This is a genomic window from Enterobacter sp. CFEC122, assembly GCF_052983755.1.
Genome location: NZ_JBRIQR010000045.1, coordinates 17,894 through 34,405, shown reverse-complemented (window position 1 = coordinate 34,405; position 16,512 = coordinate 17,894). Strand labels below are relative to the sequence as shown.

The window sequence follows — 16,512 nt, the reverse complement described above, 5'->3', positions numbered from 1 at the left end:
GGCTGTTTGTGAAGTGATTCACATCCGCCGTGTCGATGGAGGCGCATTATAGGGAGTTCGCGAACGACCGCAACCGAAAAGTTGCAAAAAAATGACTGACTGCTGCATTCCCCAGCAAACCCCCGCCTTATACCCATTTATGCACAAAGTTATCCACAATTCTGCATAGTTCCCAATGCGATCCCACGAACTGAGCGGGAAGATCAACTATACTGGCGGCAAATACTCTTCTCTGTGCAGGCCGCTTCATGACCACACAACGCCTCACCCGTGACTGGCGTCTCCCTACCGCTGGGTTGATGCTGCTGGCAATTCTCTTTGCCGGTTTTACCCTGCATGCGCACTGGAACGCCTTTATCCAGTGGTGTCTTGCCACGCAAATTACCCTGCACCGCTATCTGGTGATGTACCTGCTGCAGCTGAATAACCACCAGTACAGCGGCGGATTATGGTTGTTAACGGGGGCTTTCCTTTATGGCGTACTCCACGCCATTGGCCCCGGGCACGGAAAATTCATTGTGACGACCTATCTGACTACCAATAAGGAAAGCGAGCTGGCCGCCCGGGTCGTCCCTTTCCTAGGCAGCCTGATGCAGGGCGTCAGCGCCATTATGTTTGTCTTTATCCTGGCGGTAGGGTTTAACCTCGCCTCAGGGGATATCAGTACCAGCCGCTGGTATGTGGAGAAGATCAGCGCAGTGCTTATTGGCGCATTCGGCGCATTCGTCATTTACCGGGCGCTGAAGAGCCTGCGCCCGCGCAAGATGTCTGTCTCTGCCATTAAGCCCCTTCATCAGCACGACGAACACTGTGGCTGCGGCCATCACGGCGTAGGTGCAGACCTGACGCAGGGCGACTGGAAAACCCGTCTGGGCGTGATACTGGCGATTGGCGCACGCCCGTGCAGCGGGGCGATTATGATTCTGATGTTTTCGAACGCGCTGGGCATTGTTACCTGGGGGATGGCCGCAGTCATGACCATGTCGCTGGGAACCGCTCTTTCTATTATGGGGCTTTCACTGGCTGTACGTTACGCCCGCGAACGCACGGTGGCCTGGTTCGGAGAAAGCGCCTCGTTAAAATGGCTGGTGCCGACCGTCAAAATAGCCGGAGGGATAGTCCTGATCCTGTTCGCGACGGTGCTGTTCCTGACGGTGATCCCCATCAGCGCCAATGGCGACTACATCGCCGCAGGATGCTAATAAAAGAAAACCCGCCAGCGGCGGGTTTTTTGTTACTCGTTGATGCGTGGATGCTGATCCACCAGTCGGGAACGTTTTTTCTGCAGTTCTTCAATCTCGGCGTCAATATCCTCAATCTTCTGCTCTACATTATCGTAGTGCTCACGGAGGATCTCTTTCGCTTCCTGGATATCCGATGCCGCAGGCGTTGCGCCTTTCAGCGGGCGATTCGCCGTCTCCTTCATGGTAATACCGGTAATCAAACCAATCACCGCGATCACCATCAGGTAATAAGCAGGCATCATCAGGTTCTGCGTGCTCTCCACCAGCGAGGCGGCAAGCGTCGGGGTCAGACCGGCAATCAGCACCGAGATGTTGAAGGCCGCGGCCAGTGCGCTGTAGCGAATATGGGTCGGGAACATCGCGGGCAGCGTTGAGGCCATCACCCCGATAAAGCAGTTAAGGATCACCGCCAGCATCAGCAGACCGGCAAAAATCAGCCCCAGTACATTACTGTTGATCAGAATAAATGCCGGGATGGCGAGGGCAAACAGCGCAACGCTTCCCAGAATAATGAACGGTCGACGACCAAAGCGGTCACTCAACAGGCCCATAATCGGCTGCACAAACAGCATACCCACCATGATGGCGATAATGATCAGCACACCGTGATCTTCCGAGTAGTGCAGGTTATGCGACAGATAGCTCGGCATGTAGGTCAGCAGCATGTAATAGGTCACGTTGGTGGAGATCACCAGACCGATACAGACCAGCAGGCTTCGCCAGTGCTTAGTGGCAATCTCTTTGAACGATACCTTCGGACCGTCCTGCAGCCCTTCGCGGTCACCCTGCTCCAGCTTATCAACGTGCTGCTGGAACGCAGGCGTCTCTTCAAGCGCATGACGCAGGTAGAGGCCAATGATCCCCAGCGGCAGAGCCAGGAAGAACGGGATACGCCAGCCCCAGTCGAGGAAGTTTTCTTCCCCCACTACGGTTGAAATCAGGACCACCACACCCGCGCCCAGGACAAAACCGGCAATGGAGCCGAAGTCCAGCCAGCTTCCCATAAACCCGCGCTTACGGTCAGGAGAATACTCGGCAACGAAGATCGAGGCGCCAGTATATTCACCGCCCACGGAGAAGCCCTGTGCCATCTTACAGATCAGCAGCAGAATCGGCGCCCAAATGCCGATGGTGGCATAAGAAGGGATAAGACCGATACAGAATGTACTGATCGACATAATGACGATGGTGATAGCCAGGATCTTCTGACGACCATATTTATCACCGAGCATACCGAAGAACAGACCACCCAGCGGGCGAATCAGGAAGGGAACGGAGAACGTACCCAGTGCCGCAATCATCTGCAGGCTGGGATCGGCCCCGGGGAAAAACACTTTACCTAACGCATAGGCCACAAAGCCGTAGACACCAAAATCGAACCATTCCATCGCATTACCGAGCGAGGCTGCGGTAATCGCTTTACGCAGTTTGGCGTCATCAATAATGGTGACGTCGCGAAGCGTGATGGGTTTAATCTTTTTCCTTCTCAGCATAGCTATCCTCGTTGACTCGGCCCTGTCTGTTTCACAGTCCAGTGTGCGTTCTGTGAACCATGGGATCCGCTCCATGCGAATCGCCTTATTCAAGCGTAGCAGGTTTACTTACATTGACGTTTTACGTCGATACAACCGAACCTGTTGACGCCTGCCTGGGCAGTTAATGACCTTTTTACCCTACCAGCGTTTATATTTGTGATCAACTTCACACATATTTAAGCTTCAGGTCAACTCAGTCCAGTATTTGTCAATCAGTGCAAATAAGCCCTTTCTCATCCCCGCCTCATGAGCTCTCTCACGCACGTCATGAGTTCTTTCGCAACAAAAAAACAAACCACGTTTACTCACATTCAATTTACATAAATTTTCTTCATCATGACGCCGCCGATAGTTTTACATTGAATATGTGACAAAGATAACTAAAACGATGTTTTATTTTGATTGAATCAATATTCCAATGATCGCATGATAAATCCGAATACAGCATTTCATGTGTTTTCCAATGAAGTTAATCGAGAGAAAACATTTATTTTCCTGGCGGGATTATCGAGAAACACCACTCAAACACAAATGCCAATCAATTGAATTTATTGACTAATTTTTAACACCGAACGCCCGTCCTGCGGGGTCAGATGTGAGGATTGTCCATGAAGATTAAAGCCACGATAGAACGCATACCCGGCGGTATGATGCTGGTTCCGCTGGTGCTGGGCGCCATCCTGAATACCCTTGCCCCTGATACCGGGGCTTATTTTGGTGGTTTCACAAAAGGCATGATAACGGGCACGGTTCCAATTCTTGCCGTCTGGTTTTTTTGTATCGGTGCATCCATTAATTTGCGGGCGACCGGTACCGTATTACGGAAATCCGGCACGCTGGTAATAACCAAAATAGCGGTAGCCTGGGCGGTGGCGATGATATGCGCGATGTTCATCCCGGAGAATGGAATTCAGACCGGGTTCTTCGCGGGGTTATCGGTACTGGCGATTGTCTCCGCGATGGATATGACTAACGGCGGATTGTACGCCAGCCTGATGAACCAGTACGGGACGAAAGAAGAGTCCGGCGCATTTGTCTTGATGTCTCTCGAATCAGGCCCGCTGATGACGATGCTGATCCTGGGGTCAGCTGGCCTGGCCTCTTTTGAACCCCACCACTTTGTCGGCGCAATCCTGCCCTTCCTGATCGGCTTTGCCCTTGGCAACCTCGATCACGATCTGCGTGATTTCTTCAGCAAAGCCACGCCGGTGCTGATCCCGTTCTTCGGCTTTGCGCTGGGGAACACCATCAACCTGAAGGTTATCCTTGATACCGGCCTGCTGGGTATTGTGCTGGGTGTCGCCGTAATCGTCATTACCGGTATTCCGCTGATCGTTGCCGACCGCGTGATCGGGGGAGGAAACGGCACGGCGGGCGTCGCCGCCTCTTCAGCCGCAGGCGCTGCCGTCGCTAACCCGGTGATTATTGCCCAGATTAACCCGGCCTTCGAACCGGTAGCCGCTTCAGCGACGGCGCTGGTTGCCGCCAGCGTGATTGTCACTGCGCTACTGGTGCCGATCATCACGGCGCTATATGCGAAACGCTACGCCAATGCCCCCGAGCAGAATATCGAACGAAAAGCGGTCGAACTCCGCCATTAACACACTGCACCAAACCCTCCCCTCTTCCCTGCGGGGAGAGGGTGAGGGGTAAGGGATTTACCCAAAAATCTCTTCCACCATCCCGTCCACCAGCCGTTTTGCCGAACAGAGCCTCGGCATCCCCAGTGCGACGGTCTGCCAGTTTTGCGTCACTGACCAGCTCACCGGATGCTTATCCGCCTGACACCAGTCCCCCAGCCAGCCCAGCATGTCTTTATGATCGATCGATCCGGGAGAAGCAGGCGCTGTCAGCCACTGGTGATAAAAATGGCGGGTCGTGGGTGAGGCATTAATGCCCTGCGCCAGATAGTTAGCCGCCATGCTGCGCAGGTTATCCTTAAGCATGGCCGCCACATCTTCTTTCGCGAGGCGGCATGCGTCGCCAAATGCTCCCCAGCGCAGCTCTTCCAGAACGATAAAACAGCGCCCGGCCAGCGACCAGCCATCATAATGTCCGGCCCGCCAGCGGGTAAAAATTTGCTCACTGTGCTCACCCGCCTGCACCGTTAGCCCGCGCTGGGTCAGCGCCTTTTCTTTCCAGGCTGCGCGTTGGGTAAAATGAGACACGAGATCGGCGTACTGCTGCGTCAGTCCGGGAGACAGCAGGGTGCGTGGGTGAGTCTGCTGACGCAGCGCGATCAGCTTCTCTGCCATTAGCGTCAGCGCGAGATGGCCCGGATCAAGCATCCCGGCCAGCTTTTCCGCCAGCCCCAGGCGCAGCGCCGCATTTTCATTGAGCATCCCCGCCATCGCCCAGGGGCGTAGCCGGGTATGCGTCATGATTTCCTGCGTCAAACGCTCGCGAAACTGCAGCTGCTGTGGTCCCAGGCGAGGATGACGCGCCGCGTCTCCCCCCTGCACCAGATCGACCATAAATTTTGGATTAATACACTCCAGCGTTCGCCCGGGGCCGTCCAGTAGTGGTGTTGTCATGGTTGCTCTGCCGCGAATAGAGTTTGAATATCATCGCGTAACAGTCGGGTATCTTCCTGTATCCACGTCGCAGTAGTGATGCTTTGCTTCAACAACTGGCAGAGCGCTCGGGTTGAGTGCTCATTTTGCTGACGCACTGCGAGGCTATCACGCAAGCTTTCCTGTAACCCGGTCAGGCACAACGAAAATTCTGCAAAGAACGTCGCCATTCCTGCCGTAACAGAGACATCGACCTGCGCGGACAAAGCTTTACGTATTTGTTCACAAAACTGATCAATATGTTGCTTAAATTTGTCATGTAGCTGCGCAATGTCGATAACATAGCGCGTGCGCGTTTCCACATACTCGTCCCAGCCCCAGCCAGGATTATTGAGCCAGCGAGAGACCGTTTCGCGCATGCTGCTCCCGCCGGAAGGCGGGGCGGCCTGGCTGTCGTCCTGCGCAATCGCATCGTTAAACAGCGCTCGCGTATTGAAGTTAAGCTGGCTTGCCTGAAACGCCGGGAAGCTGATCCGCGCCCGAAAGCCCGCATGGCTCAGATGCTCTTTAATACGCGTTTCGATGGGACGCATGGCTTCGTTAAGAGAACGCGCCAGCGTGGACTCCAGCTGATCGAAGCGTAACGCCAGCTCCCGGCCGATTTTCGTCTGGGCATCCAGCATCACCCGCTCGCAGGAGGCGCGTAATTTACTCAGCGCAATCTGCGCCTGCCCTTCATCGTCCAGCACCAGCTGCTTCACCCTCTCACCGCGAAGTTGCTGCCGTTCGGTGCCTGCCGAATCAAGAATCGGGAGCGTGCTGAACACCTGGTCAATCGCCTGGTGAAGCGCGGTTTTTTGGGATCCCATAAAGTCCGCGGTGGCGTTCAGCGCTTCCTCAACCTCGTGTTTCACCTCATCGCTCACCACGCGCTGACGCGTCTGCAAAAGCGCCATGTCCTCTTCCAGACGTGCGATATTCAGCTCCAGCGCCTCAAAGGCCACCGTCAGACCCTGATAGCGGAAATCGAGATACTCTCGGGCGTTTTGCGCGTAGTTAAGAAGCTTATGCGAGGCTGAACGCAGCGCGTAGAGCGAGGCATTGGCATAGGCGGCGTAAATCAGTTTCCGTATCGGTTGCTCGAAGAGCGAATCTTCCCAGAGCAAATCGGCAGAATGTCGGATATGGTCGATATCGTCCAGGTCCGCCGTACGCCAGCGACGTCCGAGTGCGGCTTCGGCAAAATCCTGCACCCAGGGTTGCTCCTGATGATCCGGCAGTCGTCCATGCGAACTTAGCTCATAGCGCGCGCGGTTCGCCAGATACGCCCACATGGACGACACGGGGTAAATCTGACCAGGCGAAATATTGCCTTTCATTAAGGTGCCGGAGATCATCGCCCGAATCTGTTCTTCATCATCGCTATTGCGATCTTTCTGATCGAATTTATTGACCAGCGCATACAGCGGCACCGATTTTCCCGCCGCGGAAATCGCCTGGCGGACTTCTTCATCAGAAATGGATTTAAGCTGGGTATAATCCATTACGGCCAGCACCGCCGATGCGCGGGACAACTGCTCGCTGAGCATTTTTTGCAGATGCGGCTGTCCGGCCTCGTTCGGCCCGGGCGTATCGAGCAGCGTCAGCTGCCCGAGGTGGGCATCCAGGCCCGCAAGATGCACGAACTCCACTTCAATTACCGGGATATGTTCAATAGCCGTATATTCAGAGAACGGAAACTCCACACCCAGCGCCTGGGAAAGTCTCACCAGATCGTTGAGGCTTTTCAGACAATGAAATATCGGCTGCGCGCCCAGGTGATGCTTCTCAAACGCTTCCCCTTTTTCAATGCGCTCCAGCAGCGTATTCATGTCTTTATCAATTTCCAGACGCTGAGCCAGCTTCCCGCGGTCGTAATCACAGAGCTGTTTCTGAAGCAGTTGGATCAATTCATCAATCGGGGAGGCATGAGAGAAATGCAGCACCGGTTCCTTCTGACCCGGCGTGTGGCGAATCAACGTCGGAAGCGCCGTCATTGGACGATTGCGGTTCGGCAACACTTCGGTACCTACAATCGCATTAATGGTGGTCGATTTCCCCGCTTTCATGGTGCCAACAATGGCCAGGACCATTTCCAGCCGGGTTATTTTGCGTAATTCATTATTCAGCATCGCCTGCTGGGCGTCGACACCGCGCGCGCTAAAATGCAAAGGTAAAACGTTGTTTGTTTCGCCAGTAATAGCAGCCTCTGTGCTCTCCAGCATCTCAGTGGGCATTGATTTCAACGTATCAAGATTTTGCAGGGCAAGCTGTAACAAACGCTCGGCTTCCTGGCTTAATTCAAAAATGGTCTGTGTGTGCATGATAAAAGCCTTTCCTTAACGCAAATTTATTACTTTTATTAAGCCACTGGTTTTAATTATGTTGTTCAGGCTTATATGATCACGTGTGGAAAACATGTTCGCCGAAATATAACTGATTGAAGATAATCAGGAATAATTCCCTATCCTTGCATGGCGTGTAGAACTCTTCTCCAGGCCTGATAGCCAAAAGAAAAAAGCGTAGCCCATTTTTAAGAAACTTCAGGATATATCACCATTATTTACCCACCTAAAAAGAGAGGTAATGCACCACTGCCATAAGATATGTATGGCAGCAAAGTCCGGAGATAAATAACAATGTGTCGCTTCACCTTATCCGAAATGGCAGAGCGTAGCAATTTGCTGCAATAAAATATTCGATATATTTATCGTCATTTCTTCCCACCGTGTTAATGGACATAAGCTTCGCGTAACTGACTGACAGAACGTGTCACTCCCGATACGCTTTTTGGCTTATTTAATTCACAATATCACCGACAACGGTGTGGATTTGCGCTATACTTGCCGCCTTTTTCGGCACCCTGCCGTCATTTAGCTGGCACTTTCCAGCGCGTTTACACTTTTGAGGATACCGATATGTCTCTCCCACACTGCCCAAAATGCAATTCTGAATACACCTATGAAGATAATGGCATGTTCATCTGCCCGGAATGCGCTCATGAATGGAATGATGCCGAGCCGGCTCAGGATGCTGATGCGCTCATCGTAAAAGATGCGAACGGCAACCTGCTGGCGGACGGTGACAGCGTTACCGTCGTTAAGGACCTGAAGGTGAAAGGCAGTTCCTCTATGCTGAAGATCGGCACCAAAGTGAAGAATATCCGTCTGGTTGAAGGCGATCATAATATCGACTGCAAAATTGACGGCTTCGGTCCAATGAAACTGAAATCTGAGTTCGTGAAAAAGAACTGATTTTTCACCTGTACGCCCGGTAAGCGAAGCGCCACCGGGCGCTTTTGCCGGATGCGCTACGCTTATCCGGCCTACAAAAAAAGAACTAAACTTAACGGGCTTTTCTTACGTGAGGTAAAGATTATGCCGTTAAGTCCCTACATCTCTTTCGCCGGCAACTGCGCTGAGGCCACCGCCTTTTACCAGCAAGCCGTCGGCGCAGAACTTCTCTATAAAATTACCTTCGGCGAAATGCCAAAAAGCGATAACAGCGAAGAAGGCTGTCCGTCCGGTATGCAGTTTCCGGATTCGGCTATCGCCCACTCCAACGTCCGCATTGCGGGCAGCGATATCATGATGAGCGACGGGATGACGCCCGGCAGCAACGCGCAGTACGCGGGCTTTACGCTGGTTCTCGACACCCAGGACGTCAATGAAGGCAAGCGCTGGTTCGACAACCTCGCCGCGGGCGGGAACATCGACATGGCGTGGCAGGAGACCTTCTGGGCGCACGGTTTCGGTAAAGTCACCGACAAATACGGCGTGCCGTGGATGATTAACGTCGTCAAGCAACAAACGTCGTAGGCAGAACACGCGCAGCGCAGCCGGCAACAGCGCCCGGTGGCGCTGCGCTGACCGGGCCTACGGTGATTGTCATCAAACTCCGCTCAACTCTTCAAACTCCCGCAACCTGCACTTAACCCAAATGTCACATTGATGCGCCAGCATGAGGCCACATTTATCGTGAGGCCCCGCACATGCAAACTGTCATCCGCGTCGAGAAACTGAGCAAGACCTTCAATCACAACAAGGCTTTGCATGCCGTTGATCTGACCGTCCGGCAGGGCGACATGGTGGCGCTTCTCGGGCCTTCCGGCTCGGGTAAATCCACCCTTCTGCGCCATTTGAGCGGGCTTATCACCGGCGATAAAACGCCGGAAAGCCACGTCGAGCTGCTGGGCAATACCGTGCAGCGCGCCGGGCGTCTGGCGAGCGATATCCGCAAGAGCCGCGCCCAGACGGGCTACATCTTCCAGCAGTTTAACCTGGTAAACCGCCTGACGGTGCTGGAGAACGTGCTGATTGGCGCGCTCGGCAGCACCCCGTTCTGGCGCACCTGTCTGCGCTGGTTCACCCCTTCCCAGAAGCAGGAAGCTTTACAGGCGCTGACCCGCGTCGGCATGGCGCATTTCGCCCACCAGCGCGTCTCCACCCTGTCCGGTGGACAACAGCAGCGCGTGGCGATTGCGCGCGCGCTGATGCAAAAAGCGCAAATCATTCTTGCTGACGAACCCATCGCCTCGCTGGACCCGGAGTCCGCCCGCATCGTGATGGAGACCCTGCGCGATATTAACCAGAACGACGGCATTACCGTGGTGGTCACGCTGCATCAGGTGGATTACGCCCTGCGCTACTGCGAACGCATCGTCGCCCTGCGTCAGGGGCACGTGTTCTTTGATGGCGCGAGCCATCAGTTTGATAACGAACGTTTTGACCATCTCTACCGCAGCATTAACCGCGTCGAAGAGAACGCGCAGGCTGCTTAAATAAACCCGATCCGAGGAAAGTACATGAGCTACAAAGCCGTTGCCGCGCTGGCCTTTACCAGCATGTTCAGCCTCAGCACCCTGTTAAGCCCGGCGTATGCGGAAGAGCAGGAAAAAGCGCTGAACTTCGGCATTATTTCGACGGAATCACAGCAGAACCTGAAACCTCAGTGGGAACCGTTCCTGAAAGATATGGAAACCAAGCTGGGGATCAAAGTGAACGCCTTCTTCGCCCCGGACTACGCGGGCATCATCCAGGGGATGCGCTTTAATAAAGTGGACATCGCCTGGTACGGCAACCTCTCCGCCATGGAAGCGGTGGACCGCGCGAACGGCCAGGTCTTTGCCCAGACCGTCGCGGCAGATGGCTCCCCCGGCTACTGGAGCGTGCTGATCGTCAACAAAGACAGCCCGATCAACAACCTCAACGACATGCTCGCCAAACGCAAAGAGCTGACCTTCGGCAACGGCGATCCGAACTCCACCTCGGGTTACCTTGTCCCTGGCTACTACGTCTTCGCCAAAAACAACGCCTCCGCCAGCGACTTCAAGCGCACGGTAAACGCCAGCCATGAAACCAACGCTCTGGCCGTGGCCAACAAGCAGGTGGACGTTGCCACCAACAACACCGAGAACCTCGACAAGCTGAAGACCTCCGCACCGGACAAGCTGAAAGAGCTGAAGGTTATCTGGAAATCCCCGCTGATCCCCGGCGACCCGATCGTGTGGCGTAAAAACCTGTCCGAAAGCACCAAGGACAAGGTGTACGACTTCTTTATGACCTACGGCAAAACGCCGGAAGAGAAAGCAGTTCTGGAACGTCTGGGCTGGGCACCGTTCCGCCCGTCAAGCGACCTGCAGCTGGTCCCGATTCGCCAGCTGGCGCTGTTTAAAGAGATGCAGGGCGTGAAGGACAACAAAGGCCTGAAGGACGAGGAGAAGACCAGCAAAGTGGCCGCGATTCAGGCCCAGCTTGAAGACCTCGACCGCCTGACCGCCGCGCTCGGCGCGATGACCAGCGTGAATAAAGCGGTGCAGTAACGCTTTTCGCCCGGTGGCGCTGCGCTTACCGGGCCTACATTTTGGATCGTAGGCCGGATAAGCGTAGCGCCATCCGGCACACAAAGACCTGCGGAGTAACACATGCAAACCATCACCCTCCCGCCGCCGAAGCGCAGCTGGTTCTCGCTCATAAGCTGGGCCATCCTGCTGGCGGTGCTGGTTATCTCCTGGAAGGGCGCGGAAATGGATCCGCTGCTGCTCTTCAAAGACGCGGGCAATATGGCGACCTTCGCCGCCGACTTCTTCCCGCCGGACTTCAGCCAGTGGCAGGACTACCTCAGTGAAATGGCGGTCACCCTGCAAATCGCCGTCTGGGGCACCGCGCTGGCCGTTATTCTCTCCATTCCGTTTGGCCTGATGAGCGCTGAAAACATCGTGCCGTGGTGGATATACCAGCCCATGCGCCGCCTGATGGACGCCTGTCGTGCGATCAACGAAATGGTCTTTGCGATGCTGTTCGTGGTCGCCGTCGGCCTCGGTCCGTTCGCGGGCGTCATGGCGCTGTTCATTCACACCACCGGCGTGCTCTCCAAGCTGCTTTCCGAGGCGGTCGAAGCCATCGAGCCCGGTCCGGTGGAAGGCATTCGCGCCACCGGCGCCAATAAAATCGAAGAGATCCTCTACGGCGTCCTGCCGCAGGTGATGCCGTTACTCATCTCCTACTCCCTGTACCGTTTTGAGTCCAACGTCCGCTCCGCCACCGTCGTCGGCATGGTCGGCGCAGGCGGGATTGGCGTCACCCTGTGGGAAGCGATTCGCGGTTTCCAGTTCCAGCAAACCTGCGCCCTGATGGTGCTCATCATCGTCACCGTCAGCCTGCTGGATTTCCTCTCTCAACGTTTGCGTAAGCACTTCATCTGAGAAGCGAGGCTTTGTTTTCTATGCACTTATCCAGACATCCGACCAGTTTCCCCACCCGCTGGCAAGAGATCGCGGCAAAGCTCGAAGTGGAGCTGCGCACGCACTACCGCTGCGGAGACTACCTCCCTGCCGAGCAGCAGCTTGCTGACCGCTATGAGGTGAACCGACACACCCTGCGCCGCGCCATTGACCAACTGGTCGAGCGCGGCTGGGTCCAGCGCCGTCAGGGCGTGGGCGTGCTGGTGCTGATGCGCCCGTTCGACTACCCGCTTAACGCCCAGGCGCGCTTTAGCCAGAACCTGCTGGATCAGGGCAGCCACCCGACCAGCGAAAAGCTGCTCTCGGTGCTGCGTCCGGCCTCCAGCCACGTGGCGGACGCGCTGGGTATTCAGGAGGGCGACAACGTCATCCACCTGCGCACGCTGCGCCGGGTCAACGGCGTGGCGGTGTGCCAGATCGATCACTACTTCGCGGACCTCACCCTCTGGCCGGTGCTGCAGAATTTCTCCAGTGGTTCGCTACATGATTTTCTCCAGAATGCGACAGGCATTGCGCTGAAACGCACCCAGACGCGCATCAGCGCCCGCCGCGCGCAGGCGAAAGAGAGCAAAGTGCTGGAGATCCCCAATATGGCCCCGCTGCTCTGCGTGCGCACCCTCAACCACCGTGACGGCGAGATCGACGCGACGGAATACTCCGTCAGCCTGACCCGCGCCGACATGATCGAATTCACCATGGAGCACTGAATGCACTTCGACACCGCCACCCGACAGCGCTGGATGCGCGTGCTGGCCCACAGCCAGCCTGCTGCGCTCTCTGCCCGCATGAACGCCCTTAGCCTGGCTCCCGGGTACGACCTCCTCCGCGCGCCGGAGATCGGCCTCGTTCAGATCCAGGCGCGCATGGGCGGTACCGGCGAGCGCTTCTTCGCCGGGGACGCCACCCTCACCCGCGCAGCGATCCGCCTGCACAGCGGCACGCTGGGCTACGGCTACGTGCTGGGGCGTGACAAAGCCCACGCCGAGCGCTGCGCGGTCATCGATGCCCTTTTGCAGGAACCCCCGCATTTCCAGACGTTAATGGAAACCCTTATTGCCCCGCTGGAAGCCGACCGCGCCGCACGCCTTGCCGCGCGTCAGGCCGAAGTGAATACCAGCCGGGTCGACTTCTTTACCCTCGTTCGCGGAGACAACGCATGACGCTTCAACCCGCTTTTACCCTGGCCGTCCAGGATGCCCAACACAGTTTCCGTCGCCTGCTGAAGGCCATGAGCGAGCCGGGCGTGATTGTCTCGCTGCACCAGCTCTCTCAGGGCTGGCTGCCGCTGAACCTGGCGACAACCAGCGTGCTGCTGACGCTTGCCGACAACGATACCCCGGTATGGCTTTCGGGCGCGCTGTCGAACGATATCGCCAACCAGAACCTGCGTTTTCACACCGGCGCCCCGCTTGTTGAACAGCCGCAGCAGGCAATCTTTGCCGTGGCCGACGAACAAATCAGCCATGAACAGCTGAATGCCCTGAGCGAAGGCACCGCGGTCGCCCCGGAAACCAGCGCCACGCTGATTTTGCAGGTCGCCAGCCTGAGCGGCGGCCGTATGCTGCGCCTGACGGGCGCAGGCATCGCCGACGAGCGCATGGTCGCGCCGCAGCTGCCGGAGTGCATCATTCACGAGCTGACCGAGCGCCCGCACCCGTTCCCGCTGGGCATTGACCTGATCCTGACCTGCGGCGAGCGCCTGCTGGCCATCCCGCGGACCACCTACGTGGAGGTGTGCTGATGTACGTTGCCGTCAAAGGGGGCGAGAAGGCCATCGCCGCCGCCCATGCGCTGCAGGCGCACAGACGACGGGGTGATGAACAGCTCCCCGAGCTGAGCGTCGCCCAGATTGAGCAGCAGCTAAACCTCGCCGTCGATCGGGTAATGACCGAGGGCGGCATCGCCGACCGCGAGCTGGCGGCGCTGGCCCTCAAGCAGGCCTGCGGCGATAACGTGGAAGCCATCTTCCTGCTGCGCGCCTACCGCACCACGCTGGCGAAGCTGGCGGTCAGCGAACCCATCAACACGGCGGAGATGCGCCTGGAGCGTCGCATTTCTGCCGTTTATAAAGACATTCCCGGCGGCCAGCGGCTCGGCCCTACCTATGACTACACCCATCGCCTGCTGGATTTTACCCTGCTGGCGAACGGCGAGGCGCCACGACTCAGCACCTCTGACGCCGAACAGGAACCGTCTCCGCACGTCTTCAGCCTGCTGGCGAAACAGGGCCTGGCGAAGGCGGAAGAGGACTCCGGCGCGCAGCCGGATGACATCACCCGCACGCCGCCGGTTTACCCGTGCTCGCGTTCGTCCCGCCTGCAGCAGCTGATGCGCGGCGACGAGGGCTATCTGCTGGCGCTGGCCTACTCCACCCAGCGTGGCTACGGGCGTAACCACCCGTTTGCCGCCGAAATTCGCAGCGGCTATATCGACGTCGAAATCGTGCCGGAAGAGCTGGGTTTTGCCGTAAACGTCGGCGAACTGCTGATGACCGAGTGTGAAATGGTGAACGGTTTTGTCGCGCCCGAAAATGAAGACCCGCACTTTACCCGCGGCTACGGGCTTGTGTTTGGCCTCGGCGAACGCAAGGCGATGGCCATGGCGCTGGTCGACCGCGCCCTGCAGGCACCGGACTACGGCGAGCACGTTGCTGGCCCGGCGCAGGACGAAGAGTTTGTGCTGGCCCACGCGGATAACGTCGAGGCCGCGGGCTTCGTCTCGCACCTCAAGCTGCCGCACTACGTCGATTTCCAGGCCGAACTGGAACTGCTGAAACGCCTGCAACGGGAGCGCAAACATGGCTAACTTAAGCGGCTACAACTTTGCCTATCTGGATGAGCAAACCAAACGCATGATCCGGCGCGCCATCTTAAAAGCGGTGGCGATCCCTGGCTATCAGGTGCCGTTCGGCGGCCGAGAAATGCCGATGCCCTACGGCTGGGGGACGGGCGGCATCCAGATTACCGCCAGCGTGATCGGCGAGGCGGACGTGCTGAAGGTCATCGACCAGGGCGCGGACGACACCACCAACGCCGTATCGATTCGCACCTTCTTTCAGCGGGTAACGGGCGTCGCGACCACCGAAAAAACCGAAGACGCGACGCTGATCCAGACCCGCCACCGCATTCCGGAAACCCCGCTCACGGAAGATCAGATTTTGATTTTTCAGGTGCCGATCCCGGAGCCGTTGCGCTTTATCGAGCCGCGCGAAACCGAAACCCGCACCATGCACGCGCTGGAAGAGTACGGCGTGATGCAGGTGAAGCTGTATGAGGATATCGCCCGCTTCGGCCATATCGCCACCACCTACGCCTACCCGGTGAAGGTCAACGGCCGCTACGTGATGGACCCGTCGCCGATCCCGAAATTCGATAATCCGAAGATGGACATGATGCCCGCCCTGCAGCTGTTCGGTGCCGGACGTGAAAAACGCATCTACGCCGTCCCGCCGTACACCCGTGTAGAGAGTCTCGATTTTGACGATCACCCGTTTACGGTGCAGGAGTGGGACGAGCCGTGCGCCATCTGCGGATCCAAACACAGCTACCTGGACGAAGTGGTGCTGGACGACACGGGCAAACGGATGTTTGTCTGCTCCGACACCGATTTCTGCCGCCAACAGAGCGAGGCGAACGGCCAATGAAACCGCTGCTTTCGGTAAATCACCTGACCCACCTGTATGCGCCGGGCAAAGGCTTCAGCGACGTGTCGTTCGAGCTGTGGCCGGGCGAAGTGCTGGGGATCGTCGGCGAGTCCGGCTCCGGCAAAACCACCCTGCTGAAATCCATCTCCGCGCGCCTGACGCCGCAGAACGGCGACATTTTGTATGAGGGCGCCTCGCTCTACGGCATGAGCGAGGCCGAGCGCCGCCGCCTGCTGCGCACCGAGTGGAGCGTGGTGCACCAGCACCCGATGGACGGCCTGCGCCGTCAGGTGTCGGCGGGAGGCAATATCGGCGAACGCCTGATGGCCACCGGCGCGCGCCATTACGGCAACATCCGCGCCACGGCGCAGCACTGGCTGGAAGAAGTGGAAATCCCCGCCTCGCGTATCGACGACCTGCCCACCACCTTCTCCGGCGGCATGCAGCAGCGCCTGCAGATCGCCCGCAACCTGGTCACGCACCCGAAGCTGGTGTTTATGGATGAACCCACCGGCGGGCTGGACGTCTCGGTGCAGGCCCGCCTGCTCGACCTGCTGCGCGGCCTGGTGGTAGAGCTGAACCTGGCAGTGGTGATTGTCACCCACGATTTGGGCGTCGCGCGCCTGCTGGCAGACCGCCTGCTGGTGATGAAGCAGGGTCAGGTGGTGGAAAGTGGGTTAACCGACCGCGTGCTCGACGATCCCCATCATCCGTACACCCAGCTTCTGGTGTCGTCCGTGTTGCAGAACTGAGGGGCTGTTGCCGGGTGGCGCTACGCTTACCCGTCCTACGAATA

The 16,512-nt window shown here is 57.3% G+C and carries 16 protein-coding genes; 13 read left to right on the top strand and 3 right to left on the bottom strand.

Annotated features, from left to right (window positions below; translation table 11 throughout):
• Positions 1 to 248: 248 nt before the first annotated feature.
• Positions 249 to 1,202, top strand: coding sequence for a nickel/cobalt transporter (locus tag ACVCAM_RS22620; RefSeq protein WP_447093671.1), 954 nt, complete (start codon positions 249 to 251; stop codon positions 1,200 to 1,202).
• A 32-nt stretch (positions 1,203 to 1,234) separates the two neighbouring features.
• On the opposite strand, the gene proP is transcribed toward ACVCAM_RS22620, so the two are convergent.
• Positions 1,235 to 2,737, bottom strand: a complete 1,503-nt coding sequence (proP, locus tag ACVCAM_RS22615; protein WP_008500072.1) for a glycine betaine/L-proline transporter ProP — start codon at positions 2,735 to 2,737, stop codon at positions 1,235 to 1,237.
• Between the two features lie 650 nt (positions 2,738 to 3,387).
• Between proP and kdgT the strand changes: the two genes are divergently transcribed.
• On the top strand, positions 3,388 to 4,380 hold the full coding sequence (kdgT, locus tag ACVCAM_RS22610) for a 2-keto-3-deoxygluconate transporter (RefSeq protein ID WP_008500071.1): 993 nt from the start codon (positions 3,388 to 3,390) through the stop codon (positions 4,378 to 4,380).
• Between the two features lie 57 nt (positions 4,381 to 4,437).
• On the opposite strand, the gene ACVCAM_RS22605 is transcribed toward kdgT, so the two are convergent.
• Positions 4,438 to 5,313: a diguanylate cyclase regulator RdcB family protein gene (locus ACVCAM_RS22605; RefSeq protein ID WP_025912325.1), complete on the bottom strand. Its 876-nt coding sequence runs from the start codon at positions 5,311 to 5,313 to the stop codon at positions 4,438 to 4,440.
• On the bottom strand, positions 5,310 to 7,655 hold the full coding sequence (crfC, locus tag ACVCAM_RS22600; RefSeq protein ID WP_025912326.1) for a clamp-binding protein CrfC: 2,346 nt from the start codon (positions 7,653 to 7,655) through the stop codon (positions 5,310 to 5,312). The genes ACVCAM_RS22605 and crfC overlap by 4 nt, the downstream gene beginning before the upstream one ends.
• 594 nt (positions 7,656 to 8,249) lie before the next feature.
• Between crfC and ACVCAM_RS22595 the strand changes: the two genes are divergently transcribed.
• The 11 genes from ACVCAM_RS22595 to phnK all read left to right on the top strand — a co-directional run bounded on the left by ACVCAM_RS22595 (position 8,250) and on the right by phnK (position 16,468).
• Positions 8,250 to 8,585 (top strand): zinc ribbon domain-containing protein YjdM, encoded by a 336-nt coding sequence (locus ACVCAM_RS22595; protein ID WP_008500067.1) that lies wholly within the window; start codon positions 8,250 to 8,252, stop codon positions 8,583 to 8,585.
• A gap of 123 nt (positions 8,586 to 8,708) precedes the next feature.
• Positions 8,709 to 9,149: a VOC family metalloprotein YjdN gene (yjdN, locus tag ACVCAM_RS22590; RefSeq protein WP_025912327.1), complete on the top strand. Its 441-nt coding sequence runs from the start codon at positions 8,709 to 8,711 to the stop codon at positions 9,147 to 9,149.
• 173 nt (positions 9,150 to 9,322) lie between these two features.
• The gene (gene phnC, locus ACVCAM_RS22585; RefSeq protein ID WP_023618659.1) at positions 9,323 to 10,111 is read left to right on the top strand and encodes a phosphonate ABC transporter ATP-binding protein; all 789 of its coding nucleotides are present in this window, start codon (positions 9,323 to 9,325) and stop codon (positions 10,109 to 10,111) included.
• A gap of 24 nt (positions 10,112 to 10,135) precedes the next feature.
• Positions 10,136 to 11,152 (top strand): phosphonate ABC transporter substrate-binding protein, encoded by a 1,017-nt coding sequence (gene phnD, locus ACVCAM_RS22580; RefSeq protein WP_008500064.1) that lies wholly within the window; start codon positions 10,136 to 10,138, stop codon positions 11,150 to 11,152.
• 102 nt (positions 11,153 to 11,254) lie between these two features.
• On the top strand, positions 11,255 to 12,034 hold the full coding sequence (phnE, locus tag ACVCAM_RS22575) for a phosphonate ABC transporter, permease protein PhnE (protein WP_021242916.1): 780 nt from the start codon (positions 11,255 to 11,257) through the stop codon (positions 12,032 to 12,034).
• Between the two features lie 20 nt (positions 12,035 to 12,054).
• Entirely contained in the window at positions 12,055 to 12,780 is a 726-nt protein-coding gene (gene phnF, locus ACVCAM_RS22570; RefSeq protein ID WP_008500062.1) for a phosphonate metabolism transcriptional regulator PhnF, read from the top strand.
• Positions 12,781 to 13,233 (top strand): phosphonate C-P lyase system protein PhnG, encoded by a 453-nt coding sequence (gene phnG, locus ACVCAM_RS22565; RefSeq protein WP_023293493.1) that lies wholly within the window; start codon positions 12,781 to 12,783, stop codon positions 13,231 to 13,233.
• The gene (gene phnH / locus ACVCAM_RS22560; RefSeq protein WP_025912328.1) at positions 13,230 to 13,814 is read left to right on the top strand and encodes a phosphonate C-P lyase system protein PhnH; all 585 of its coding nucleotides are present in this window, start codon (positions 13,230 to 13,232) and stop codon (positions 13,812 to 13,814) included. Before phnG ends, phnH begins: the two co-directional genes overlap by 4 nt.
• Positions 13,814 to 14,878: a carbon-phosphorus lyase complex subunit PhnI gene (locus ACVCAM_RS22555; RefSeq protein WP_407222979.1), complete on the top strand. Its 1,065-nt coding sequence runs from the start codon at positions 13,814 to 13,816 to the stop codon at positions 14,876 to 14,878. Before phnH ends, ACVCAM_RS22555 begins: the two co-directional genes overlap by 1 nt.
• Entirely contained in the window at positions 14,871 to 15,716 is an 846-nt protein-coding gene (locus ACVCAM_RS22550; protein WP_008500058.1) for an alpha-D-ribose 1-methylphosphonate 5-phosphate C-P-lyase PhnJ, read from the top strand. The genes ACVCAM_RS22555 and ACVCAM_RS22550 overlap by 8 nt, the downstream gene beginning before the upstream one ends.
• Positions 15,713 to 16,468 carry a phosphonate C-P lyase system protein PhnK gene (gene phnK, locus ACVCAM_RS22545; RefSeq protein ID WP_181239070.1) on the top strand — a complete coding sequence of 252 codons (756 nt, stop codon included), beginning with the start codon at positions 15,713 to 15,715 and terminating at the stop codon, positions 16,466 to 16,468. Before ACVCAM_RS22550 ends, phnK begins: the two co-directional genes overlap by 4 nt.
• Positions 16,469 to 16,512: the final 44 nt, after the last annotated feature.

Excerpts from the sequence above, each read along its gene's own strand:
- ACVCAM_RS22620 (WP_447093671.1), top strand. The coding sequence starts at position 249 with ATGACCACACAACGCCTCACCCGTGACTGGCGTCTCCCTACCGCTGGG.
- proP (WP_008500072.1), bottom strand. The coding sequence starts at position 2,737 with ATGCTGAGAAGGAAAAAGATTAAACCCATCACGCTTCGCGACGTCACC.
- kdgT (WP_008500071.1), top strand. The coding sequence starts at position 3,388 with ATGAAGATTAAAGCCACGATAGAACGCATACCCGGCGGTATGATGCTG.
- ACVCAM_RS22605 (WP_025912325.1), bottom strand. The coding sequence starts at position 5,313 with ATGACAACACCACTACTGGACGGCCCCGGGCGAACGCTGGAGTGTATT.
- crfC (WP_025912326.1), bottom strand. The coding sequence starts at position 7,655 with ATGCACACACAGACCATTTTTGAATTAAGCCAGGAAGCCGAGCGTTTG.
- ACVCAM_RS22595 (WP_008500067.1), top strand. The coding sequence starts at position 8,250 with ATGTCTCTCCCACACTGCCCAAAATGCAATTCTGAATACACCTATGAA.
- yjdN (WP_025912327.1), top strand. The coding sequence starts at position 8,709 with ATGCCGTTAAGTCCCTACATCTCTTTCGCCGGCAACTGCGCTGAGGCC.
- phnC (WP_023618659.1), top strand. The coding sequence starts at position 9,323 with ATGCAAACTGTCATCCGCGTCGAGAAACTGAGCAAGACCTTCAATCAC.
- phnD (WP_008500064.1), top strand. The coding sequence starts at position 10,136 with ATGAGCTACAAAGCCGTTGCCGCGCTGGCCTTTACCAGCATGTTCAGC.
- phnE (WP_021242916.1), top strand. The coding sequence starts at position 11,255 with ATGCAAACCATCACCCTCCCGCCGCCGAAGCGCAGCTGGTTCTCGCTC.
- phnF (WP_008500062.1), top strand. The coding sequence starts at position 12,055 with ATGCACTTATCCAGACATCCGACCAGTTTCCCCACCCGCTGGCAAGAG.
- phnG (WP_023293493.1), top strand. The coding sequence starts at position 12,781 with ATGCACTTCGACACCGCCACCCGACAGCGCTGGATGCGCGTGCTGGCC.
- phnH (WP_025912328.1), top strand. The coding sequence starts at position 13,230 with ATGACGCTTCAACCCGCTTTTACCCTGGCCGTCCAGGATGCCCAACAC.
- ACVCAM_RS22555 (WP_407222979.1), top strand. The coding sequence starts at position 13,814 with ATGTACGTTGCCGTCAAAGGGGGCGAGAAGGCCATCGCCGCCGCCCAT.
- ACVCAM_RS22550 (WP_008500058.1), top strand. The coding sequence starts at position 14,871 with ATGGCTAACTTAAGCGGCTACAACTTTGCCTATCTGGATGAGCAAACC.
- phnK (WP_181239070.1), top strand. The coding sequence starts at position 15,713 with ATGAAACCGCTGCTTTCGGTAAATCACCTGACCCACCTGTATGCGCCG.